At 68.0% G+C, this 23223-nt stretch carries 18 protein-coding genes and 1 pseudogene; 9 read left to right on the forward strand and 10 right to left on the reverse strand.

The window, feature by feature from the left end; translation table 11 throughout:
* Positions 1-7: 7 nt before the first annotated feature.
* Positions 8-1279, reverse strand: coding sequence for an alpha/beta hydrolase family protein (locus QFZ57_RS16375; protein WP_306631569.1), 1272 nt, complete (start codon positions 1277-1279; stop codon positions 8-10).
* Positions 1280-1438: 159 nt separating this feature from the next.
* Here QFZ57_RS16375 and QFZ57_RS16380 point away from each other — a divergent pair.
* From QFZ57_RS16380 to QFZ57_RS16420, 9 genes and pseudogenes are all read left to right on the forward strand, one after another.
* Positions 1439-1924, forward strand: a pseudogene (locus QFZ57_RS16380) (hypothetical protein); the annotation flags it as partial.
* Positions 1925-1945: 21 nt separating this feature from the next.
* Entirely contained in the window at positions 1946-2479 is a 534-nt protein-coding gene (gene msrB, locus QFZ57_RS16385) for a peptide-methionine (R)-S-oxide reductase MsrB (protein WP_306901603.1), read from the forward strand.
* 173 nt (positions 2480-2652) lie between these two features.
* Positions 2653-4020, forward strand: a complete 1368-nt coding sequence (locus QFZ57_RS16390; RefSeq protein WP_306900963.1) for a DUF6421 family protein — start codon at positions 2653-2655, stop codon at positions 4018-4020.
* Positions 4017-4763 (forward strand): SDR family NAD(P)-dependent oxidoreductase, encoded by a 747-nt coding sequence (locus QFZ57_RS16395; RefSeq protein WP_306900964.1) that lies wholly within the window; start codon positions 4017-4019, stop codon positions 4761-4763. The genes QFZ57_RS16390 and QFZ57_RS16395 overlap by 4 nt, the downstream gene beginning before the upstream one ends.
* A gap of 73 nt (positions 4764-4836) precedes the next feature.
* Entirely contained in the window at positions 4837-5934 is a 1098-nt protein-coding gene (locus tag QFZ57_RS16400; RefSeq protein WP_306632545.1) for a threonine aldolase family protein, read from the forward strand.
* Positions 5935-5992: 58 nt separating this feature from the next.
* Positions 5993-6685, forward strand: coding sequence for a DUF3000 domain-containing protein (locus QFZ57_RS16405; protein ID WP_306631574.1), 693 nt, complete (start codon positions 5993-5995; stop codon positions 6683-6685).
* 12 nt (positions 6686-6697) lie between these two features.
* Positions 6698-8032 carry an HRDC domain-containing protein gene (locus QFZ57_RS16410; protein ID WP_306900966.1) on the forward strand — a complete coding sequence of 445 codons (1335 nt, stop codon included), beginning with the start codon at positions 6698-6700 and terminating at the stop codon, positions 8030-8032.
* 121 nt (positions 8033-8153) lie between these two features.
* Entirely contained in the window at positions 8154-9431 is a 1278-nt protein-coding gene (locus tag QFZ57_RS16415) for a thiolase family protein (protein WP_306900967.1), read from the forward strand.
* Complete coding sequence (locus QFZ57_RS16420; protein ID WP_306900968.1) at positions 9428-11590, forward strand: 3-hydroxyacyl-CoA dehydrogenase NAD-binding domain-containing protein; 2163 nt, start codon at positions 9428-9430, stop codon at positions 11588-11590. Before QFZ57_RS16415 ends, QFZ57_RS16420 begins: the two co-directional genes overlap by 4 nt.
* Before the next feature lie 27 nt (positions 11591-11617).
* Here QFZ57_RS16420 and QFZ57_RS16425 read toward each other — a convergent pair whose 3' ends face one another.
* From QFZ57_RS16425 to QFZ57_RS16465, 9 genes are all read right to left on the reverse strand, one after another.
* The gene (locus tag QFZ57_RS16425; protein WP_306900969.1) at positions 11618-13189 is read right to left on the reverse strand and encodes an ABC transporter ATP-binding protein; all 1572 of its coding nucleotides are present in this window, start codon (positions 13187-13189) and stop codon (positions 11618-11620) included.
* Positions 13182-13964: an energy-coupling factor transporter transmembrane component T family protein gene (locus tag QFZ57_RS16430; protein ID WP_306900970.1), complete on the reverse strand. Its 783-nt coding sequence runs from the start codon at positions 13962-13964 to the stop codon at positions 13182-13184. The genes QFZ57_RS16425 and QFZ57_RS16430 overlap by 8 nt, the downstream gene beginning before the upstream one ends.
* 10 nt (positions 13965-13974) lie before the next feature.
* Entirely contained in the window at positions 13975-14850 is an 876-nt protein-coding gene (locus QFZ57_RS16435) for an ECF transporter S component (protein WP_306900971.1), read from the reverse strand.
* Positions 14851-15058: 208 nt separating this feature from the next.
* The gene (locus QFZ57_RS16440; RefSeq protein WP_306900972.1) at positions 15059-16084 is read right to left on the reverse strand and encodes a nucleoside hydrolase; all 1026 of its coding nucleotides are present in this window, start codon (positions 16082-16084) and stop codon (positions 15059-15061) included.
* A 6-nt stretch (positions 16085-16090) separates the two neighbouring features.
* A complete protein-coding gene (locus QFZ57_RS16445) occupies positions 16091-17068 on the reverse strand; it encodes an aldo/keto reductase (RefSeq protein WP_306631581.1) in 978 nt (325 codons plus the stop codon).
* Between the two features lie 9 nt (positions 17069-17077).
* Positions 17078-17638, reverse strand: a complete 561-nt coding sequence (locus tag QFZ57_RS16450) for a hypothetical protein (RefSeq protein WP_306900973.1) — start codon at positions 17636-17638, stop codon at positions 17078-17080.
* Positions 17635-18252, reverse strand: a complete 618-nt coding sequence (locus tag QFZ57_RS16455; protein ID WP_306900974.1) for a DUF402 domain-containing protein — start codon at positions 18250-18252, stop codon at positions 17635-17637. Before QFZ57_RS16455 ends, QFZ57_RS16450 begins: the two co-directional genes overlap by 4 nt.
* Positions 18249-20222: a 1-deoxy-D-xylulose-5-phosphate synthase gene (dxs, locus tag QFZ57_RS16460; RefSeq protein ID WP_306631584.1), complete on the reverse strand. Its 1974-nt coding sequence runs from the start codon at positions 20220-20222 to the stop codon at positions 18249-18251. Before dxs ends, QFZ57_RS16455 begins: the two co-directional genes overlap by 4 nt.
* A 144-nt stretch (positions 20223-20366) precedes the next feature.
* Entirely contained in the window at positions 20367-23192 is a 2826-nt protein-coding gene (locus QFZ57_RS16465) for an aconitate hydratase (RefSeq protein ID WP_306900975.1), read from the reverse strand.
* Between the last annotated feature and the right edge of the window lie 31 nt (positions 23193-23223).

Here is a 23223-nt window from a genome sequence, read left to right on the forward strand (position 1 = left end):
CACCATGTCACAGCCCCGCCGGGGCCTGCCCGGCCAGCGAACCCGGGGTGGGCCCTGATCCCGGGTTGAGGCGCGGCGCGAGCTGCTGCCGGAGCCATGCCTTCACCAGCCGTTCCCAGCGCCCGGGGTCGACGTTCCATTCCTTGGTGTGCCGTGCGTGGCTGAACGTTTCGAACGTGACCATGTCCGGGTTCCGCTCGGCCAGCTGCGCGGAGGGTCCGTAGGGAACGTACTCGTCGTCAACGCTGTGGATGATCAGCGTGGGTGTCCGCAGTTCCACGGCCCGGGACACCCAGTCCATGACTTTCAGGTCCACGGGCGCCGAAAGGCCGGTGAGCCGGCGCCCCAGCGGGTGGCCCAGCATCAACTGCCCGTACCGGCCCACCAGCGACGGAATCCGGTTCAGCTGTGCATGGTGCGCCAGCACGGTGACCCAGTCGATCACGGGAGCGTCGAGCACCATGGCCCGGATCAGGTGCCGGTACCGGGAAAGGTCCGCGGTCTGCAGGCAAATGGCCCCCCCCATGGACCATCCGAACAGGACAATTTCTTCGGCACCATGGGCCAGCGCGTACTCAATGGCGGCCTCGATGTCCTGCCATTCCGTTGAGCCCAGACCATAGCGTCCGTCATCGGCGGACGGCGCCAGTCCGTCGTTGCGGTAGGACACCAGCAGGCTGGTCAGGCCCAGTTCCAGCGCCGGCCCCACTGCCCGCAGCGCTTCCTGCCGGGTGGCGCCGCGCCCGTGCACCATGATGGCCCACGTCCGTGCGGTTCCCTTTGCGCGGACCAGCCAGGCGGGCGCTTCGCCGCGCTCCACCGGGATCAGCACGTCCTCGGCCGGAATCCCGACGGCGGCAGGGTCCGGGTACGTAGCGCCGCTCCACCATCCCCAGCGGGCAGTGGACAGGTCACCGCTGTAAACGGCTTCGACCTCGCGCAGGACCGTCCGTTCGGCGGGTGAGTAGGAAACAATGCGGCCGATACGCGCATGGCCGCCGCCGTCGTCGAAAAAGAATCCGTAGACCCCATCCACCGTGGTGTCGTCGTCGGCGGCCAGGATCACCTGCTGCTTCTGCCCGTCCCGGATCACTGCCAGCAGTTCCTTGTCGGCCGCCCGTTGCCGCGCGGGCGTAATCACGCGGCGCGCGAAGTACACGGCGAGCGCGGAAGAACCCGCTCCCAGCAGGCTTGCCACCGATCCGCCGGCGATGGCACCGCCAATGGCCCACTTTGCCCCCGGCGACATTCCGCCGGAACCCCTGGTGGATGCAGTCATTGCAGGGCGCGCTCGCCGGAAAGGTGCCATGGGACTATTCTTACCGGCGTTGCCGCAGATACCCGCATTCCCGGGCAGGAGCGGCCCGGCGCAGCGCGGCTTCCCGGGCTGTTCCGGAAGTGCAGTGCGGGCGTCCCCGGGCGGCGCTAGGCTAAGGCCATGAGTGATCCCATCATCATCCTGACCGAAGAACCCCTGGGCGCGGACGACCGCGTGAACATTGAACGGCTGGTGGATGGGGCGGACAGCCGGCTGCTGGTCCTGGTGCCGGCAAACACCGAACGGCACCTGCTGGTGGACTTCCTCGAAAACCTCTCCATGCTGGACGTTGCCAAAGCGTTCCGGGAACTCGTGGACCGCAACCCGGATGCCGTGGCCGAGCGGGCGCACGCGGATGAAATCCTCGCGGCCTCGCTCGCTGCGCTGGAGGGGCTGGGCTCAGGTGTTACCGGCCAGGTGGTGGACGGCAAGGCAGTGGACGGACTGGTGGCGAAGGTCCGGGAAACCGGCGCCTCCCAGGCCGTGGTAATCACCAGGCCGCATGCCGTGGCCGACACCTTCCACACTGACTGGGCCAACAAAGCCCAGGACCAGCTCGGCGTCCCCGTGCTCCATCTGTATGCGGGCTCGGGATTTATCGGCGACCTCCTGAGCGTTGGGAATGCTATGAGCATCTTTGGAAACAGCATTTTCGGTAACAAGGCAGCGGGCATCCGTGGCGGAACGCAGCACGACAGCGCCCAGGAGGACGCGGCCCAGGAGGTCACTGTCCAAAAGAGCGATGCCCAGTGGCGGGAAGAACTGACCCCGGAGGAATACCAGGTTCTCCGGCAGGCCGGGACCGAACGGCCGTACACCGGCGAATATTGGGATACCCATACTGAGGGTGTGTACCAGTGCCGTGCTTGTGGCGCCGAACTGTTCACCAGCAACGAGAAGTTTGACTCCCACTGCGGCTGGCCTTCCTTCTGGTCTCCGTTGGCTGAGGGCAACGTGCGCTACATCCATGACAGGACCCTGGGCATGGACAGGATCGAGGTGCGGTGCGCCTCCTGCGACTCGCACCTGGGCCACGTCTTCGAGGGCGAAGGCTACGGCACGCCCACTGACCAGCGTTACTGCATCAACTCGGTGTCCCTGCGGCTGGTCGCCAAGGACGAAGCCCGGAATGATGCCCAGGAGGCGAAGCCCCAGGGCTAAGGCACCAAGGGATAGAGGCGCCGGCGCGGATCCCACAGCGGGGGGCCGGTCTCGGTACGCCGGGGAGAGCATCGAGGCTAAGCCCTTCTTACGAAAGACCCCTTTTGGCATAAGTCCTGCTGATTGCTTGTTACGCTCACCAGAGAAGCAAGCAACCAGAAAGGCAGCCGACGATGACAGAGACCCTGACCACCGCCGTCACCGGGATTTCCGCGCAGAACCAGGACTGGCTCCGGCTTAAGGCCGCCGCCACGGGGCTGCAGGCGCTCCAGGTCCAGGACGGCTCGGTCCCCGAGCCCGCGGACCATGCGGAGTCAGCGCAGTACGTGGGTGCCATCGTGGCCGCCATTCGGGCCCTCGCCCCCGCCTTTCCGCACGACGCCGCCTACCTGGAGGCCGTCTGCGCAGATTTCGAGGCATGGGCGGCCGGCGGTTTCGCTGTCCCCGATTTCCTGTCCTCGCTCCTGGCGTTCCAGCCGCAGGAGCAGCGCCGCGACGGGCTGCAGCACCTTGTGGTCTTCCCCATGTACACCCAGAACGGCAGCAGCAACCGGCTGGTGGAGGCCGTGCTGGTTGAGGTCATCTGGCCCGAATTCATCGCAGGCCTGGAGGCCGGGAACTACTCGAACAAGCTGTTCGTCCCCATCCGTTTCGTCGACTTCACCCCAGGCTACGACACCAACTCGGCCGTCCTCTTCCCCGAAACCGTGGCCGTCAGCCAGACCCCCACCTTCACATGGGGCGCCATCTTCGCCGACCGTGAAGCCGCACGGTTCCGCCGCGTCCTGAAGGCTGCCGCGGACATCACGTCCCTGGAGCTGCCGGAGGGCGCCGCGGAACTGCTCGCCGACCAGGACCTCACCGAGGCCACCTTCGTGATGTGGGACCTGATCCACGACCGGACGCACATGCGCGGCGACCTGCCATTCGATCCGTTCATGATCAAGCAGCGGATGCCCTACTTCCTGTATTCACTGGAAGAACTGCGCTGCGACCTCACGGCGTTCCGGGAGTCGGTCCGGATCGAACAGGACGACGACGCCGACCCTGACGCACGGCGGCACGCCAAGCTCGTGCAGTACGCCATCATCTTCGACCGCATCTTCCGCTTCGCCATCACGGGCAGCCGGGTCCGGAACTACGACGGCCTGGGCGGCCAGCTCCTCTTCGCCTGGCTGCACCAGCAGCACGTGCTGCACTGGACGGATACGCGGCTTACCATCGACTGGGACGAGGTGGCGGACGCCGTGATCGCCCTGGGTGCCAGCATCGACGAACTGTACTGGCGCTCCATCGACCGCCCCAAGACCGCGCACTGGCTGGCGGCGTACCAGCTGGTGTCGGCAACCGTCACCCCCAACCCGGCCTCCGTATGGGCCAAGGGTCCGGACGCGCTGCCGTTGGCTGGAACGCCCCGCGGCCTCACGGACCAGGTGCTGGACGACGAATTCCCGCTGTCCATGTTTTACGAGGCACTGGAGAAGAAGATGCGGCCCATCATTGAGTCCACCGCCGGGATCACCGGCCGCACCGCGCTTTGACCAGCGCCGGCGCCGCGGGGGCCGTTCAGGGCGCCCAGCCCCTCACTGTCCTGGTGGCCGGTGGCAGCGGTGCGTCCGGAACGGCCGTTGCGCGGGCCCTCGCCGCTGCAGGGCACCGCGTGGCAACGGCGGGGTCAGACCAGGCCCGGATCAAAGAGGCAGCGCAGAAAGCGGGCCACGGCGTCAGGCCCTTCACGTGCGACCTGGCGGCACTGGACGACGTCCGTCAGCTGCGCGACGACGTCGCCGGCGCACTCGGGACGGTGGACGGCGTCATCCACCTGGTGGGCGGCTGGCGCGGAGCCAAAGGCATAGCGGACCAGTCCGATGACGACTGGGACTTCCTGGAACGCGGCGCCGTCACCACGCTGCGCAATGTGTCACGCGTCTTTTTCGACGACATCGCCGCATCCGCCGCCGGCAGGTTTGCGATGGTGTCATCCACGGCCCTGGACAAACCCGCCGCAGCCGTGGCCAGCTACGTGGCAGCGAAGGCGGCCGCGGAAGCGTGGACCATGGCCATGGCGGACGGCTTCCGCCGGGCTTCCGGGGACGGCGGAAGCACAGCTGCGGCGACCATCCTGGTGGTCAAGGCGCTGGTGGACGATGAGCTGCGCCGCACCTACCCGGAGCGCACATTCCCGGGGGCGACGGACGTGGCTGACCTGGCTGCCGCCGTCGTACGGCTTTTCGGCACTCCGTCCGGCGAACTCAACGGTGCCCGGCTCCGGCTGGCGGACTGACCGCCACCGGGGCGGTACCTGATGTGACTGCACCCGATGTGACTGTACCTACACTGGAAACGTGAGCAACCCTATGACGACAACAGCAGAAACAGGCGCAGCGCTGCGGCTGCACGATCCAAACGTGCGGGGGTTCGCCTCGGACAACTACTCCGGCGTCCACCCCGAAGTCCTCGCAGCACTGGCGGCGGCCAATGACGGGCACCAGGTTTCCTACGGCGAGGACGACTACACCGCGCGGCTGCAGGAACTGATGGTTGGCCACTTCGGTCCCGGCATCGAATGCTTCCCCGTCTTCAACGGCACCGGCGCAAACGTCCTGTCACTGCAGTCCCTGCTCCCCCGCTGGGGTGCCGTGGTGTGTGCCTCCTCCGCCCACATCAACATGGACGAAAACGGGGCTCCGGAACGCATCGGCGGCCTCAAGCTCCTGCACGTCCCCACGCCGGACGGCAAGCTGACCCCTGAACTGATCGACCGGGAGGCCTGGGGCTGGGGCGATGAACACCGCGCCCAGCCGCTCGCCGTCTCCATCACCCAGACCACGGAACTGGGCACCTGCTACACCCCGGAAGAGGTCCGTGCCATTGCCGACCACGCCCACGCCAAGGGCATGAAGCTGCACATGGACGGGGCGCGGCTGGCCAATGCGGCTGCCCATCTGGGAGTGCCGCTGCGGGCCTTCACCCGGGATGCGGGCGTGGACATCCTGTCCTTTGGGGGCACCAAGAACGGGCTGCTCTTCGGCGAAGTGGTGGTGGCGCTGAACCCGGAGGCGGCCCACGGCCTGGTCTACCTGCGCAAGATGGACATGCAGCTGGCCTCGAAAATGCGGTTTATGTCCGCCCAGTTCATCGCCCTGCTGGAAGGCGACCTGTGGCTGCGCTCGGCCTCGCACGCCAACGCCATGGCCGCCCGGCTGCGCGCCGCCGTCGATGCCATCGAGGGTGTCCGGGCCACGCAGAAGACCGAATCCAACGGCGTCTTCGCCATCCTTCCCCCCGGCACAGCAGACAGGCTGCGGAAGTCATTCCGGTTCTACGACTGGGATGAGGCGGCAGGGGAAGTCCGGTGGATGTGTTCCTTTGACACCACCGAGGAGGACGTCGATACCTTTGCTGCCGCGATCCGCCATGAACTCCGGGATTACCGGGACAGCCAGGCGGGCTGACCGCCCGTTGACGGCGAGCCTTCCTGCCCCCGCCCGTCCCGCCCCGTAATCTGCGAAGGTGAACGCACTTGACCAGGTTCCCCCGGATTTCCGCCACGCCTTGGGAACCCTCAGGAAAGCCCGGTGCCGCAAGGAACTGCGCCTCGCGGAGATCCCTGCCCCCGCACGGCTGGCACCTTTCGCCGTCGCGCTGGGTGCCGAAGTGCTGGCGCCCGGCGCCGGCGCGCCCGCCACGCCCGTGCACGGACCTGCGGCCATGGCCCTTGCCGCCGCATCCGGAACAGCCGCTTCGGGACCGGCGGACGAGGACGAAACGGAACTCGCCACCGGACGCTTTATCCTGCTGCATGATCCGGACGGCTCGGCGGTTTGGGACGGCGAGTTCCGGATCGTCACCTACATCCGCGCCGAACTGGAACCGGAAATGGGCAACGACCAGATGCTGGGAACCGTGGCGTGGACCTGGCTCGTGGAGGCGCTGGAGAACCACCAGGCGGCGTACCGGGCAGCGGGCGGCACCGCAACCCGCGTTCTCTCCGAAAGCTTCGGGACCCTGGCCGGCCGGCCCGGGTCCATCGACATCGAGCTCCGGGCCTCCTGGACACCCGATTCCTCCGACGTCCAGGCCCACCTTGAGGCCTGGTCCGACATGGTATGCACGTTCGCCGGACTCCCGCCGCTGCCCGACGGCGTCACCGCACTCCCGCCCCGGCGGCGAAGCCAGCAGAACGGTTATGGGGCAGCCCGGTAAACTGGGGGCATCATGACCCCAAACATTCCGGAAAACACCACGGCCGGCGTCCCGGCTGCTGTTGCCGCACCCCACATCACGGTGGAGGGCTTTGACAGCCCCATCCCCGAAATCATCGACCTCGACTCGCCCCGGGACGGCGTTCCGCTGGTCATTGAAACCCAATCCGGCCTGGCGCGCTGTGCCGCTGCCATTGCCGCCGGCACCGGACCCGCCGGCGTGGACGCCGAGCGCGCCTCCGGCTTCCGCTACGGACAGCGCGCCTTCCTGGTCCAGATCCGCCGCGAGGGCGCCGGAACCTGGCTGATCGATCCCGAGCCGTTCGAGAACCTGGATATCATCAACGACGCCCTGCGCGGCGTCGAATGGATCCTGCACGCCGCCACCCAGGACCTGCCCTGCCTTTCCGAGCTGGGGATGTGGCCGGACAAGCTCTTCGACACAGAACTGGCTGCCCGCCTTGCCGGGCTGCCCCGCGTGGGCCTGGCCGCGGTCATCGAACAGCTGCTGGGATTCGGCCTTGCCAAGGAACACTCCGCGGCCGACTGGTCCACCCGCCCCCTCCCGGAGCCCTGGCTGCGCTACGCCGCCCTGGACGTGGAAGTCCTCACCGAACTGCGCGAGGAACTCATCGAACTGCTGCAGGCGGACGGGAAACTGGAGTTCGCCGAACAGGAATTTGCGGCCATCCTCGAAGCGGGCATCGCTCCCCCTCGCGTGGACCCGTGGCGGAAGACCTCGGGCCTGCACCAGATCCGGGACCGCCGCCAACTGGCCGCCGTCCGCGAGCTGTGGCTGGAACGTGACTCACTGGCGCAGAAACGCGACGTGGCGCCCGGCCGGCTACTCCCGGACTCAGCCCTCGTTGCCGCGGCGAAGGCCATGCCCGCCACGGTCCCCCAGCTGCTCAGCACCAAGGGGTTCCATGGGCGGGCCGCCCAGCGCGAAGCTCCGCGCTGGCTGCGCTGCATCGCCGGGGCCCGGGACCTGGAAGAACTGCCGCCCCTGCACCTGGCCACCAACGCCCCGCCGCCGCCGCGGGTCTGGGCAGACCGCGATCCGGAAGCCGCCGCCCGCCTGGCCACGGCCCGTCCCCTGCTTCAGGGGAAGGCCGAGGAGCTGAACCTCCCGCTGGAAAACCTCCTGACGCCCGACTACCTGCGGCGCGTGGCGTGGCGGCCGCCGGCTGAAATCACCGAAGACTCCATTTCCGCTGAACTGCGGGCGTTGGGGGCCCGGCAGTGGCAGGTGGAAATTACGGCTCCGCTGATTGCCGGCGCCTTCCTGAACCCGCAGCCGCTGCCGCCCAAGGAAGCCAAACCCCTCGCTGCCGCCGGCAACCAGTAAGCGGTTCGCGTCAGCCCTTGCGGGCTAAGTTACTCACGAGTAACATCGGGGTGACCGACGTCAGGCTGCTGCCGCCCTCCGGCATGCACCCGGCGCGCTACGTCTCGATGAGGAGTTACACGTGAGCCAGCACGGAAGCGGCGCATCCCCGCGCACTGTCCGCGACGTCGTCTTTGTGGACGGCATCCGCACACCCTTCGGCAGGGCCGGCGAGAAAGGAATCTACGCCGGAACCCGGGCCGACGACCTGATCGTGAAATGCATCCGCGGGCTGCTGCGGCGCAATCCGTCGCTGCCCGCCGAGCGGATCGACGAGGTGGCCATCGCCGCCACCACCCAGACCGGCGACCAGGGCCTCACCCTCGGCCGCACCGCCGCCCTGCTGGCAGGCCTCCCGCGCACGGTCCCGGGCTTCGCCATCGACCGCATGTGCGCCGGCGCCATGACCGCAGTCACCACGACGGCCGGCGGCATCGGCTTTGGCGCCTATGACGTGGTGGTTGCCGGCGGCGTGGAACACATGGGCCACCATCCCATGGGCTCCGGCGCCGACCCCAACCCGCGGTTCATGTCCGAGCGGCTGGTGGACCCGGCAGCCCTGAACATGGGTAACACGGCCGAGAACCTGCACGACCGCTTCCCGGCCATCACCAAGCAGCGCACTGACGCCTATGCGGTGGCCTCGCAGGACAGACTGGCCGCCGCCTACCGGGATGGCAGGATCCAGCCGGACCTGGTTCCGGTTGCCGCCCGCAAGCCCGGCGAGGGTTGGACCGTCCACAGCAAGGACGAACCGCCCCGTCCCGGCACCACCATGGCCGATCTCGCCGCCCTGCGCACGCCGTTCCGCGCCCACGGCCGGGTCACGGCCGGAAACGCCGCCGGCCTGAACGACGGCGCAACCGCTGCCGTCCTTGCCTCCTCCGACGCCGCCGCGGAGCTGGGCCTGCCCGTGAAGATGCGGCTGGTCAGCTACGCGTACGCCGGGGTGGAGCCGGAGGTCATGGGCATCGGCCCCGTACCGGCAACCGAAAAAGCACTGAAGAACGCAGGGCTGACCATCGATGACATCGGCCTGTTCGAAATCAACGAGGCCTTTGCCGTCCAGGTCCTGAGCTTCCTTGACCACTACGGCATTGCCGACGACGATCCCCGGGTTAACCGGTACGGCGGCGCGATCGCCGTGGGCCACCCGCTTGCCTCCTCCGGCGTCAGGTTGATGATCCAGCTGGCCAGCCAGTTCGAGGAAGACCCCTCGGTGCGGTACGGGATTACCACCATGTGCGTGGGCCTTGGCATGGGCGGCACCGTGATCTGGGAGAACCCCCACCACCCCGATTACAGTGGAACCCCCTCAAGGCAAACCGCCGCTACCGATTCCGAAGGAGCCCTGGCATGAGCGCCGCAGATTTCCGCAAGCTGGCGGACCTTTTCCCCAACGAGACCGTCACCCACTCCTACGTGCAGGACATCATCCTGCCCGGCACTGCGGGCAAGCCGGGCCCGGGCACCTTCGCCCTGGTCACCCTGGACAACGACCTGGACCACACCAAGCCCACCACCCTGGGCCCCAATACCCTGGAGGAGCTCGGTACGGTGCTGGAAGGCCTGCGCGACCGGGCCGCCCGCGGCGAAATCGTGGGCGTCGGCGTTACCGGCAAGCCGCATTACCTGGTGGCGGGCGCGGACCTTTCCGCCGTGAAGTCCCTGGAAAAGCGCGAGCACGGGCTGTGGATGGCACAGCTGGGCCACGACGTCTACGCCACCCTTGCCAACCTTGGTGTTCCCAGCTTCGCCTTCATCAACGGCGCGGCGCTGGGCGGCGGCCTGGAAATCGCCCTGCAGTCCACGTACCGCACGGTATCCACGGGCGCCGGCGCCCTGGCGCTTCCGGAAGCGTTCCTTGGCCTGGTGCCGGGCTGGGGCGGTGTCTACATCCTCCCCCGCCTGGTGGGGCCGGAAAATGCCGTAAAGGTCATGATCGAGAACCCGCTCAGCAACAACCGGACCCTCTCCGGCGCCCAGGCCTTCGGCATGGGCATCGCCGACGCCCTCTTCGAGCCGGCCGACTTCCTGGAGCAGTCACTGGCCTGGGCCGCCGGTGTCATCTCCGGCGGGATCGTCCCGGAGCGGGCCAACGCCGTCGACCCTTCCTCCCCTGGCGCGGCAGCCCGCTGGGCTGCCGCGGTGGATGCCGGCCGGGCCTTCGTCGAAGCCAAGACCTCCAACGCCTCCCCTGCACCCGCCAAGGTCCTGGACATCCTCGAGGCGAACCGCACCATGACCGCAGCGGAGTCCGCGGCGCTGGAATGCGAAACGCTGGCCGAGCTGATGCAGACGGATGAGTTCCGCTCCACCGTCTACGCCTTCCTCGACCTGGTCCAGAAGCGTGCCAAGCGCCCGGCGGGCGCCCCTGACCGCAAGCTGGCCCGCCCCGTCACCAAGGTGGGCGTGGTGGGCGCCGGACTGATGGCCGGCCAGCTGGCCCTGCTCTTTGCCCGCCAGCTGAAGGTGCCCGTGGTGCTGACCGATATCGACCAGGCCCGCGTGGACAAAGGCGTGGCCTACGTCCATGCCGAGGTGGACAAGCTGCTGGCGAAGCAGCGCGTCAGCCAGGACGCCGCCAACCGCACCAAGGCGCTGGTGACGGGCTCGGTGTCAAAGGAAGCCTTCGCGGACGCCGACTTCGTAATCGAGGCGGTCTTTGAAGAACTGCACATCAAGAAGCAGGTCTTCGCCGAGCTGGAAGGCATCGTGGCGCCGGAGTGCATCCTGGCCACGAACACGTCCTCGCTCTCGGTGACGGAGATGGCCGCGGACCTGCAGTACCCTGAGCGGCTGGTCGGTTTCCACTTCTTCAACCCCGTGGCCGTGATGCCGCTCCTGGAAATTGTCCGCGCCCCGCGGACCGACGACGCCGTGCTGGCCACCGCCTTTGAACTGGCCAGGTCGCTGAAGAAGACCGGTGTGTTGGTCAAGGACGCCGCAGCGTTCGTGGTCAACCGCATCCTGCTCCGGCTCATGGGGGAAGTCACGGCCGCCCTCGATGAGGGCACCCCTGCAGAAGTGGCGGACAATGCGCTGCGCCCCATGGGGCTGCCCATGACTCCCTTCACGCTGCTGGCCATGGTGGGCCTGCCCGTGGCCCAGCACGTCCAGGAATCACTGCACGCCGCCTTCGGCGACCGCTTCCCGGTTTCCACCAACCTCAAGAAACTCATCGACAACAACGTCAAGGCACTGTGGGAGACCGCCCCGGACGGGTCCCGGGCCATCCCCGACTCCACACTTAAGTTGATGTCCTTTGGCTCGAGCCCGTCCACGGGAGAGCAGGTGCTGCGCCGCGTCCAGGATGCCCTGGCCGAGGAAATCGGTTTGATGCTGGACGAGGGCGTTGTCGCCGGCCCGGAGGACGTGGACCTCTGCATGATCCTCGGTGCGGGCTGGCCCATGTTCCTGGGCGGCATCACTCCCTACCTGGACCGGGTGGGCGCCTCCGTGCGGGTCAATGGCAAGCGCTTCCTGGCGCCGGGCGTCGCGTCACCCGCCGCGGGTTAGTCTCCGCACGCCCGGCGTTTCCAGCGGTCAGGCCGGTGCCAGCCGGCCGCCGTCGAGCGTCAGGATGCGGTGCGCCGCCGTCCGTGCGTAGCCCAGGTCATGGGTGACCAGCACGACGGCGGCGCCCCCCGCTGCTGCCGAGCCGACGGCGGCGTCCAGCAGGGCCAGTCCGTCGCCGTCCAGTGCCACCGTGGGTTCGTCCAGTGCCAGGACGGCGGGCTGGCGGGCCAGGACGGTGGCCAGTGCCAGGAGGCGCTGGGCGGAGGCCGGCAGCTCCGCGGGATGTTCGTTGGCGGCCGCCGCCAGCCCCACGGCTTCCAGCGCTTCGGCGGCCCGCCGGGCAGCATCCGGTCCCGCCAACCGTTCCAGCCCAAAGCTGACCTCCCGGAGGACGGTGCGTTCGAACAGCTGGTCGCGCGGCTGCTGGAACAACAAGCCCACGGACGCGGCGGTTTGCCCCACGGGCGCCCGGGCAATGTCGCTGCCGCGGACCAGGACAGTGCCAGCGGTGGGGCGCAGCAGGCCGTTGAAGTGCCGCAGGAGCGTTGATTTTCCGGTACCGTTGGGCCCGGTGACCGCCACGATTTCCCCTGGCTGGACCGCCAGGTGGACGTCCTGCAGCACCGGGGAATGACCGTTCCGCTCCCCCGTTTGCGTGGCCCTTCGCCGTCTTTTGCCGCGGGCCGGTGATTCCGGGTACGCGAAGGACACACCCCGGAGCTGCAGTGCCGCCGGCACTGTCCGCTGCGCCGCGGGCCGGGGCTTTGACGGGGCTGCAGCCTCCGCTCCATCGGCGCGCCGGAGGGCCGGCGGCAACAGGCCCGAACCGGGACCCATGCCGGCTGGGGGCCCGCATGCCGTGACCGTGCCGCCCCGCAGCACCACCCAGGTGTCGGCTTCCATAAGCAGCGGATCGACCAGTTGGCTGAGGATCACGACGGCGGTACCCCGCGTCAGCAGGTCCCGGACCAGGGCGGCAAGCCGGTTGGCCCCTGCCGCGTCCAGCGAGGCGAGAGGCTCGTCCATGACCAGCACCGGGGGTCCGGCGATCATGGCGCAGCCGATGGCCAGGCGGCGCAGCTGGCCACCGGAGAGCCGGGCAGGATCCTGGTCCAGCTGGTCTTCAAGTCCCAGCAGCGCGGCTGTGCGCTCCACCGCAACCTGCATGGCGCCGCGGTCCGTGCCGGCATTTTCCAGACCGAACGCGAGTTCCTCGGCCACCGTGGACCGGACGGTGGACAGGACGGCGCCGGGGTCCTGCGGTACAAATCCCACGTGCCGGCCCCACTGGGCGGGATCGATCCGCGGGTCCCCCGTGCCGCCGTCGAACTCCAGCCGGGTGCCGGACAACTCAAGGAACCCTGCCAGAGTTCCGTGGCCGCCCGGGGGCAGCCAGCCGGCCAGCAGGCGGCCCAGGGTGGACTTGCCACTCCCTGAGGCGCCGAGGATGGCCGTGAAGGAGCCCCGGGCAAAGGAAACAGCCACATCCTGCAGAACCGGGGCGTGCCCGTCGTGGAAGGTGAAGTCCCGGATGCCGGCTGCCAGGACCGGGGGGTTCGTGTGAGCAGCCGGCCGGACAGCTGCCCTGCCCTCAGCCACCTGCACCTGCCACCCGGAGAACAACTGCCGCCAGGGCCGACAGCACCAGGACTACGCGTGTTGCCCGCTGAAGGGCCGAATCAGCCACTTCGCGGTAGCTGGTCCGGGGCCCTGTGTTGCTGAGTCCCCGGGCTTCCAGGGCCGCGGCGCGGGTGCCGGCGTCATCGATCAGGGAGAGGACCAGCGGAACGGCTTGCAGCCGGAACGCGCCCGCCCTGGACACCAGGCTGCGGGAAACCACCAGGCCTCGCGACTCCTGGGCCTGCCGGATCCGCTGTGCCCGGGCCGCGATGGCGGGCAGCAGGGTCAGGGTGGACGCCAGGACGAAGGCAAAGCGGCCCTGTACTCCCCGTGCGGACAAGGCCGCCACGAGGTCGGGAACGCGGACGCTGAAAGAGAACAGCAGCAGGGCCAGGACCACGGCGGCCAGCTGCAGGATCCGCTGCCCGGCGAAGTCCAGGCCCTCTGCCGTGATGCGGGCGGGTCCCCACTCTGCCAGGACCGTCCTGCCCTCGGGAAAGAACAGCCCGTGCAGCCAGAGCAGTGACAGGCCAAGCGGGACGAGGACTGCCGCGGCCGCCGGCAGGACGCGGCGGGCCGTGCCGCCCGCCATGGACAGGCCAAGGCACGCGGCAACCACGGCGAGGGACAGCAGCCAGCTGCCGGCCGCCGTCGTGATGGCCGCCGTGGCCACGGCCGCCGCCAGCGACGTCAGCGGGTTAAGGCGTTCCCGCCTGGCGGGCTCTGCGGTCCTGCCTGCCGGTGATGCTGCCACAGGTTTCCGGTCAGCCGTTCCGTGCTGAATCCTGGGCATTGCCCTGTACCGGGCCTTGGGCCGAACTTTGCACCGGACCGCCCGCCGGGGTCTGGCCGGCCAGGACCCGGTGGCGCCGGAGGAAGGGGAACTGTCCGCGGGACCGGCGGGGCAGCGCGTAGACCAGGATGGCCACGATGGTGAACACGATGGCCTTGTCCATGGGGTCGGAGAGCAGCGCCTGCTTGGTGATGGCGGCCAGGAGGGTGTCACCCATGGCCCGGAACGCACTGACGATTGCCCCGGTGGCCACGCCCGAGGTTCCGCCGAAGACGAAGGCGGCCACGGGGGCGGAAACCACGCCGGCGATGATCCCGGTGACGAAGCCGGCGACGGGGGCCAGGTAGAAGCGGCGGAAGAGGCCGTAGCGTGCTGCCAGCCCTGCCAGGCACCCGATGAGCGCGGCGCCCGCGGCGAACGGAAGCACCGTGGGGTTGAAGAAGGACCAGACAATGCTGCTGAGCGCGCCCGTGGCGGCACCGGCGGCCGGTCCTGCCAGGACGGCGATCAGCACCGTGCCGATGGCGTCGAGGTAGAAGGGAACCAGGGTGCTGCCGACGAACTGGCCGAGCACGATGTTCAGGACCAGTGCCACCGGGATCAGCACCAGGGTGGATGCCGGCAGCGTGGGCAGGACGGCGATGATCAGCAGGACCGCGCCTGCCAGGAAGCCGGTGAGGGCGATCAGGGCCGATGCGCTGCCCGGGCCTCCGGTAATGTCTGCCGGCTGGTTGAGCACCAGGTAGACGTAGGTTGCGGCGATGGCCAGGGCGCCAAGGATCTCCAGCACCCGGCGGCGGGCTGCGGGGCGTTCCTGGGACGGAAGCGTCAAAGAGGACGATGACATGGGGAATGTTCCTTTGGGGGCAGGCAGGTTGCCCGGCAGTACCGGGACGAAGGATGGCTGCCTATGTCACCTCGGCAGCAGCCGGCGGCAACTGCGCCGGGCCGGACGTGGCCCATTCTACCGGCCATCCACCTCCCACGGCCCACCCTCCGGCAGTGGACTTCTTTGCCTCACCCGCCTTTATCCCACCTGCTTAATCCCGCCCGCCTTATCCCACCCGGCGGGCCAGGCGCCCCACGGCGGACACCAGTTCGCGGAAAGCCTGCTCCGGTTTGTTGCCGGAAACCACTCTGGCGTTGGGGGGTGTGCCCCAGAGCCCGCGGAAGTCGGCCACGGTGGTTCCCGCCAGGAGCGGAGAATCCGTTTCGACGTCCACGGTGGCGGTGCGGGCCGTGTACTCGAGGGTGCCGGCGGCGACTCCTGCGGCGAAGAAGTCGTGGACGTGGGCCAGGTACCCCTGGTCATAGAGCCGGTGGAACTCGAAATAGAAGCGCAGGGCATCTGACAGGTGCCGGATGAGTGTGTTGTCGGAGGTGCTCCGCAGGCCCTCGGGCTGTTCGGGGAGCACCAGTTCGGGCACGGCGGCGCCTGCAGCCTGGGCCAGCGCCGTGACGTGGGCCGGGTGCAGCTCCATGCGTTCGGTGGTGTCCAGCGAGCAGACGATGGGGAGTTTCTCCAGGGGCCGTCCCCGGTAGGCGGCGTAGACCTCCTTGGCTGCGTGGGGGTCCACGTGGGTGTTCCACTCGGCGGTGGGGGTGGTGTTGCCCTGGTGGTAGAACGCCCCGCCCATGATCACCACCTTGGCCAGGAGGTCGGGAAGCGCCGGTTCCTTGCGCAGTGCCAGGGCGAAGTTGGTCAGCGGGGCGGTGATGAGCGCGGTGAGCTCCCCCGGCCTGGCCCGGGCATGTTCGACCCAGAGGTCCACGGCGTTCCGGGGGCTGAACCGGCCGGCGGGTTCGGGCAGGACGGCGTACCCGATGCCTTGCGGTCCGTGGGTCTCAGGGGTGGTGAGCAGCGGGATGGACAAGGGCTTCCGCGCGCCCACCGCCACCTGGACGCCGGGCCGGCCGCACAGTTCCAGCAGTGCCAGTGTATTGCGGGCCACCTGATCGGCGTCCACGTTGCCGGGGGTGGCCGTGACCGCCACGAATTCGGTGTCCGGGAGGGCGGCGAGGTAGGCAAGGGCCAGGGCGTCGTCGATCCCGGTGTCTACGTCCAGGAGGTAGGCGGGCATGGTTGCCTAGAAGAGCGCGACCTTGGGCACCGCGGGGAAGATCGCGTCCAGCTCAGCAAGGTCCTCGGCTGCAGGGACCCAGTTTGCCGCTTCCGCGTTCTGCCTGACCTGCTCCGGCCGGGTGGCGCCGGCGATGACGCTGGCCACGGAAGGCTGGGCGGCGAGCCAGGAGAAGGCCACCTCGATCTCCGTGAGGCCCCGTTCCTTCGCAAAGGCGCTGAACCGGCCCAGCTGGTCCCAGTCGGCGTCGTCCACCATGTTGGTGCGGGTGTGGCTGAGCCGCGACCCCTCCGGAGCGTGGCCCGGCGAGTACTTGCCGGTCAGTAAGCCGTTGGCCAGCGGGAAGTACGGCAGGACACCCAGGCCGAACTCTTCCGCGGCCGGCGTCACCTCAAGCTCGGCACGCCTGTCCAGCAGGTTGTAGTGGTTCTGGGTGGAGATAAAGCGGGCCGTGCCCAGTTCGCGCGCCACGTACTCCGCCTGGGCAATCTGCCAGCCGGACCGGTTGGAGTGGCCGATGTAGCGGACCTTGCCGCTGCGGACCAGGGTGTCCAGCGCCGCGAGGGTCTCATCGATGGGAGTCAGCGGATCCGGGGTGTGGAACTGGTAGAGGTCGATCCAGTCGGTGCCGAGCCGCCGGAGCGAAGCCTCCACCGCCTGGATGATGTACCGCCGCGATCCGCGGGCGCCGAAGTCCGGCCCGCTGCCGCCCTTCATGTCCATGCCGAACTTGGTAGCCAGGACCACGCCGGAACGCCGGTTTCCGAGGGCCTTGCCGAGCATGGTCTCGCTCAGCCCGGGCTCCCGGCCGTACGTGTCCGCCACGTCGAAGAGGGTGATGCCGGCGTCGACCGCCGCGTGGACGACGGCGTCCGTGGCGTCCTGCGACTCGGTGGCGGTATTGGCGCGGCCAAGGTTGTTGCAGCCCAGGCCCACGGTGGAGACGGTCAGGCCTGACTTTCCAACGCGGCGGTAACTGGTCAAGGACGCCTCCTAAAGGCTGAAGCTGTTGGCGGGCTTGGCTGAGTGCTTGAGTTTGTAATGCTCCGGGTCGCTGTACGGGGCGGCGCCGATGCTGAGCTTGGTGAAGTCCAGGTCCTCGCCGCGGGCGCAGACTTTGATGGCGTTGACGGCCTTGTTCACGTCCGGGCAGAGGCAGAAGATGTTGAGCTTGTAGTCCGTGAATTCGGAACGCTCCACCGTGCCCAGGCCCCGCCAGGCGAGGTGGCTGATCAGGGCGTCGGTGGCCTTCTGCTCCAGGTAGCGGTCACGGTCGGTGCCTTCCCGCGTCTTGAGCGCGAACTGCGCCACCACCCAGAACTGCTCCTCGGTGGGGATCTCGGCGAATCCGTCCTCGGCGCACTGGGCTGCGAAGGCGTCCAGGAGGCCGTCGGCCGCGGCATCGTCGGGAACGTCGGTTTCCTCGGTCTTGCTCTGGTGCCCCACCACGCCGAAGTTCATGACGAACTGCGAGTAGTCCTCATCGAACCAGGCCTCCCGGAAGTGGAGGGTGCCCTCGTCGTCGCGCTTGTAGACCCTGACAATGCCGCTCATGTGCGTCCTTTTGTAAACCATTCGACGTCGGTGCCGTCGAATGGAGATTGCTGTGCCTTCACCGCGTGGTACAGAGTGTCAGCGGAGGTCTGGATGTCCTCGATCAGTTGCTGCGGGTAGCGCATGGAGACGCTGTGCTCCGCGAATTCGTCCTGGTCGTCGATGAAGACGCCACGGGAGGCGGTCCGGATGACGTCCAGGTCCATGTCAATCACGTGGAACTCGGTCACTGAGGGCCGGATCTGCGTCCACTCATGGCCGACCGCCAGGTCGATGTACACCCGTACTCCGCCGGGGTGGGCGGAGTCGTAGAATGTGGCCACCCAGTCACCCTGGCGCGGCACCAGCAGTACGGCGTCGGACCGCGTGTAGAACGCGGCGCCGGGGCGGGAACAGAACTCGTTGGTGCCCTGGAAGATCCACCACCCGTGCTGGTCTTCGCCAAGGTACCGGCCCGGCACCACCCAGTGGGCCTTCCCGTTCCATTTCCGGTTCCGGGAGACCACCAGCTGGCCCGGCTGCAGTCCGTTGGGAACGCGGGTGGTGGTGGTGTGCAGAACCGGTCCGGACTCCCCTACGGCGCCGGGGTACTTCAGTTCGTCCTCGTCCCTCACAGGATCGGAAGGCTGCCGGTGGTGGGGTGCTGCTGTCCAGGCAAGGGACGCGCGAACGGAACCTTGGTTCCCAGGACCTGCGCCACGACGTCGTGCGTGATCTGCTGGGCGGTCAGCCCTACCCGCTCAAGCACCTGGTTGCGGGTGCCGTGGTCCAGGAACTCCACGGGCAAGCCCACCTCGTTCAGGGCCGTGTCCACACCTGCGGCACGCATCTCCTGCCGGATGCGCGAGCCCACGCCGCCCGCGCGGACGCCGTCTTCGATGCAGACCACCAGCCTGTGGTGCGAGGCCAGCGCAATGATGGAGCGGCGGACGGGCAGGACCCAGCGGGGATCCACCACGGTGGTGCTGATGCCCTGCGCCCCGAGCCGGTTGGAGACATCCAGGGCCAGCTCGGACATGGCGCCGACGCTGACGATCAACACGTCATTTTCGGTGGAGCCGGAGGGGCGGCGGGCAAGGATGTCCACGCCGTCGCCCAGCCGTTCCAGTGCCTCGACCGCCGGACCAACGGATCCCTTGGAGAAGCGGACAACGCTGGGGGCGTCGCTGATGGCCACCGCCTCGCGCAGTTCCTCCCGGAGCCGGCTGGCGTCGCGGGGTGCGGCCAGGTGGAGGCCGGGAACGATCTGGACCATGGCCATGTCCCACATACCGTGGTGGCTGGCGCCGTCCGGGCCGGTGACGCCGGCACGGTCCAGGACGATGGTAACGCCGGCTTTGTGGAGGGCGACGTCCATGAGCAGCTGGTCGAATGCCCGGTTCAGGAAGGTGGCGTAGACGGCGACGACGGGGTGCAGCCCGCCGAAGGCCATGCCTGCTGCGGCCGTGAGGGCATGCTGTTCGGCGATGCCGACGTCGATGACGCGCTCGGGGTGCCTGGCGGCGAACTTGTGCAGGCCAACCGGGATCAGCATGGCCCCGGTAATGCCGACGATGTCATCGCGCTCATCGGCGATGGCGGCGATCTCGTCGGCGAACACGGAGGTCCAGGACTGTGCGCCGCCGCTGCCGGTTGGTTCGCCGGTTTCGGGGTCGATGATGCCCACGGCGTGGAACTGGTCGGCTTCATGCGCGCGGGCGGGGGCGTAGCCGTGGCCCTTCTCCGTCATGGCGTGGACGATGACCGGCCCGCCATAATTCCTGGCGGTGGAGAGTGCGTGTTCCATGGCCTGGAGGTTGTGGCCGTCAACCGGCCCGATGTACTTCATGCCGAGGTCCTCGAACATGCCCTGCGGCGCCCACCAGTCCTTGATGCCCTTTTTCATGGCATGCAGGCTCTTGTACGTGAACTGGCCCATGGGGCCGCCGTTCTGCAGCTTCTTCTTCCACCAGTCCAGCGCGACCTCATAGGCGGGCGCGGCGCGGAAGGAGTCTATGGTGGGGCGCAGCGAGGCCAGGTAGTCCGCGAATCCGCCTACGGTAGGTGCGTAGGACCGGCCGTTGTCATTGACCACGATGACCACGCGGCGCTTCTTGTCCGCCGCGATGTTGTTGATGGCTTCCCATGCCATTCCCCCGGTGAGGGCGCCATCGCCCACTACGGCGACGACGTGGCGGTCACCTTCCCCTGTGAGCTGGCGGGCGCGGGAGATGCCGTCCGCCCAGGACAGGGACGAGGACGCGTGCGAGCTTTCGACGATGTCATGCTCGGACTCGGCCCTGGCCGGGTAGCCCGACAGGCCGCCTTCCTGGCGGAGGGTGCTGAAGTCCTGGCGTCCGGTGAGCAGCTTGTGGACGTAGGACTGGTGCCCAGTGTCAAAGACGATGCTGTCGCGGGGGGATTCGAAGATGCGGTGCACGGCCAGCGTCAGTTCCACGACGCCGAGGTTGGGCCCGAGGTGGCCGCCCGTCTGGGAGACGTTTGTGATCAGGAAGTCCCTGATCTCCGAGGCCAGCTGTTCCAGCTGTTCCTCGGTCAACTCGTTCAGGTCCTGCGGATTCCGGATGGTGTCCAAGATTCCCAATGACCCCTCCTTCGGGTGGTAGACGTGCCGTTTAACTCTAACGCCTTGGTCCGCAGGACCAGACGCACCAGAAAAGCCGAAGCCCCGGCTGGTCGCTGACCGGCCGGGGCTTCGGGGAGGATGATGCCTGCGCAGCAGTTCCCGCTAGTGCGCAGAGATCTGGCGCAGCACGTACTGCAGGATGCCGCCGTTGCGGTAGTAGTCCGCTTCACCCGGGGTATCGATGCGCAGTACGGCGTCGAACGACTTCGAGGAGCCGTCCTCGTCCGTGGCGGTGACCTTCAGGGTCCTGGGCGTGGTGCCCTCGTTCAGGGCGGTGACGCCCTCCACCGAGAAGGTTTCCGTGCCGGTCAGGCCCAGGCTGGCAGCGTTCTCGCCGGCCGGGAACTGCAGCGGGAGGACGCCCATGCCGATCAGGTTGGAGCGGTGGATGCGCTCGTAGCTCTCGGCGATGACGGCCTTGACGCCCAGCAGGGCGGTACCCTTTGCTGCCCAGTCGCGGGACGAACCGGAACCGTACTCCTTGCCGGCCAGGACCACCAGCGGGGTGCCGGCTGCCTGGTAGTTCTGCGCGGCGTCGTAGACGTAGGCCTGCGGGCCGTCAGCCTGCGTGAAGTCGCGGGTAAAGCCACCCTCGACACCGTCCAGGAGCTGGTTCTTGATGCGGATGTTCGCGAACGTGCCGCGGATCATCACCTCATGGTTGCCACGGCGTGAGCCGTAGGAGTTGAAGTCCTTGCGCTCCACACCGTTGGCCAGCAGGTACTGGCCGGCCGGGGTGTCGGACTTGAAGGAACCGGCCGGGGAGATGTGGTCGGTGGTGACGGAGTCGCCGAGCTTCAGGAGCACGCGGGCGCCGGTGATGTCCTTGACCGGTTCCGGCTGTGCCTGCATGCCTTCGAAGTACGGGGGCTTCCGGACGTAGGTGGAGTTCGGATCCCAGGCGAAGGTGTCGCCCGCCGGGGTGTCCAGTGCCTTCCAACGGTCGTCGCCGTCGAAGACGCCCTCGTAGCCCTTGGCGAACATTTCCTTGTCGATCGAGGAATCGATGACCTGCTGGACCTCAACCGGGTTGGGCCAGATGTCCTTCAGGAAGACGTCGTTGCCGGCCTCGTCCTTGCCCAGCGCGTCCGATTCGAAGTCGAAGTCCATGGAACCGGCCAGGGCGTAGGCGATGACCAGCGGCGGGGAGGCCAGGTAGTTCATCTTCACGTCCGGGTTGATCCGGCCTTCGAAGTTGCGGTTGCCGGAAAGGACGGCGCTGACGGCGAGGTCGTTGGCCTGGATGGCCTCGGAGATCTCGGGTTCCAGCGGGCCGGAGTTTCCGATGCAGGTGGCGCAGCCGTAGCCCACAATGTAGAAGCCGAGCTTCTCCAGGTAAGGCGTCAGGCCGGACTTCTCGTAGTAGTCCGTGACAACCTTCGAGCCGGGGGCGACGGAAGTCTTGACCCACGGCTTGGCGGTGAGGCCCTTTTCGACGGCGTTCCGCGCCAGGACGGCGGCGGCCAGCATGACCGAGGGGTTGGACGTGTTGGTGCAGGACGTGATGGACGCGATGGTCACCGCGCCGTGGTCCAGCTCGAACTCGCGTCCGTCAGCCATCTTCACGGGAACCGGGCTGGAGATCCTCCCGGCGCCGCCGTGGGCAGCCGAGTACTTCGGCGGTTCGCGGTCGGTGTCCGAGATGTGGGTTGCTCCGCCTGTGAAGGACGGGGCGTCGGAGGCCGGGAAGCTTTCCTCGAGGGACTCGTCCAGGGTGCCGGCGTTGGCGTCGTGGGAGACGTAGTTGAGCAGGTCGTGGCGGAACTCGTCCTTGGCCTCGGTCAGCTCAATGCGGTCCTGCGGGCGCTTGGGCCCGGCGATCGACGGAACAACGGTGGACAAGTCAAGTTCCAGGTACTCGGAGAACTTGATGTCGCGGGACGGGTCATGCCACAGGCCCTGTTCCTTCGCGTATGCCTCCACCAGGGCGACGTTCTGGTCGGACCGGCCGGTGAGGCGCAGGTACTCCAGGGTGACGTCGTCGATGGGGAACATCGCGGCGGTGGAACCGAACTCGGGGCTCATGTTGCCGATGGTGGCGCGGTTGGCCAGCGGCACAGCGGCAACGCCTTCGCCGTAGAATTCCACGAACTTGCCCACCACGCCGTGCTTGCGCAGCATTTCGGTGATGGTCAGCACCACGTCGGTTGCGGTGGCACCGGCAGGGATGCTGCCGCTGAGCTTGAAGCCCACCACGCGCGGGATGAGCATGGAGACGGGCTGGCCGAGCATTGCTGCCTCCGCCTCGATGCCGCCCACGCCCCAGCCCAGCACGCCCATGCCGTTGACCATGGTGGTGTGCGAGTCGGTGCCGACGCAGGTGTCGGGGTAGGCGCGGAGCGCACCATCCACTTCGCGGGTCATCACGGTGCGGGCCAGGTATTCGATGTTGACCTGGTGCACGATGCCGGTTCCCGGGGGGACCACCTTGAAGTCGTCGAACGCGGTCTGGCCCCAGCGCAGGAACTGGTAGCGCTCACCGTTGCGCTGGTATTCGATCTCCATGTTGCGCTCCAGTGCGCCGGAGTTGCCGAAGGCGTCGATCTGGACCGAGTGGTCGATGACCATTTCGGCCGGTGCCAGCGGGTTCACCCGCTTCGGGTCGCCGCCCAGTTCCTTCACCGCTTCACGCATGGTGGCAAGGTCCACCACGCAGGGAACGCCGGTGAAGTCCTGCATGATCACGCGCGCCGGCGTGAACTGGATTTCTGTATCGGGCTCCGCATTCGGATCCCAGCCTGCCAAGGCGCGAACGTGATCGGCAGTGATGTTCGCGCCGTCCTCGGTCCTCAGCAGGTTTTCAAGCAATACCTTGAGGCTGAACGGAAGGTTTTCTGCACCTTCAACGGAGTTCAACCGGAAAATTTCGTATTCGGTTCCGGCTACATTAAGTTTGCCTTTTGAACCGAAGCTGTCCACAGTGCTCATCGCAGGACTCCTCTCGCAACAGTTTCATCTT

Source organism: Arthrobacter sp. B1I2 (assembly GCF_030816485.1).
In the GTDB taxonomy this organism is placed as follows: domain Bacteria; phylum Actinomycetota; class Actinomycetes; order Actinomycetales; family Micrococcaceae; genus Arthrobacter.

Coding starts and splice junctions, on each gene's coding strand:
- msrB (WP_306901603.1), top strand. CDS start 1,946: ATGAGCATCTTTGGAAACAGCATTTTCGGTAACAAGGCAGCGGGCATC.
- QFZ57_RS16410 (WP_306900966.1), top strand. CDS start 6,698: ATGACCCCAAACATTCCGGAAAACACCACGGCCGGCGTCCCGGCTGCT.
- QFZ57_RS16375 (WP_306631569.1), bottom strand. CDS start 1,279: ATGACTGCATCCACCAGGGGTTCCGGCGGAATGTCGCCGGGGGCAAAG.
- QFZ57_RS16435 (WP_306900971.1), bottom strand. CDS start 14,850: ATGTCATCGTCCTCTTTGACGCTTCCGTCCCAGGAACGCCCCGCAGCC.
- QFZ57_RS16390 (WP_306900963.1), top strand. CDS start 2,653: ATGACAGAGACCCTGACCACCGCCGTCACCGGGATTTCCGCGCAGAAC.
- QFZ57_RS16400 (WP_306632545.1), top strand. CDS start 4,837: ATGACGACAACAGCAGAAACAGGCGCAGCGCTGCGGCTGCACGATCCA.
- QFZ57_RS16450 (WP_306900973.1), bottom strand. CDS start 17,638: ATGAGCGGCATTGTCAGGGTCTACAAGCGCGACGACGAGGGCACCCTC.
- QFZ57_RS16465 (WP_306900975.1), bottom strand. CDS start 23,192: ATGAGCACTGTGGACAGCTTCGGTTCAAAAGGCAAACTTAATGTAGCC.
- QFZ57_RS16420 (WP_306900968.1), top strand. CDS start 9,428: ATGAGCGCCGCAGATTTCCGCAAGCTGGCGGACCTTTTCCCCAACGAG.
- QFZ57_RS16440 (WP_306900972.1), bottom strand. CDS start 16,084: ATGCCCGCCTACCTCCTGGACGTAGACACCGGGATCGACGACGCCCTG.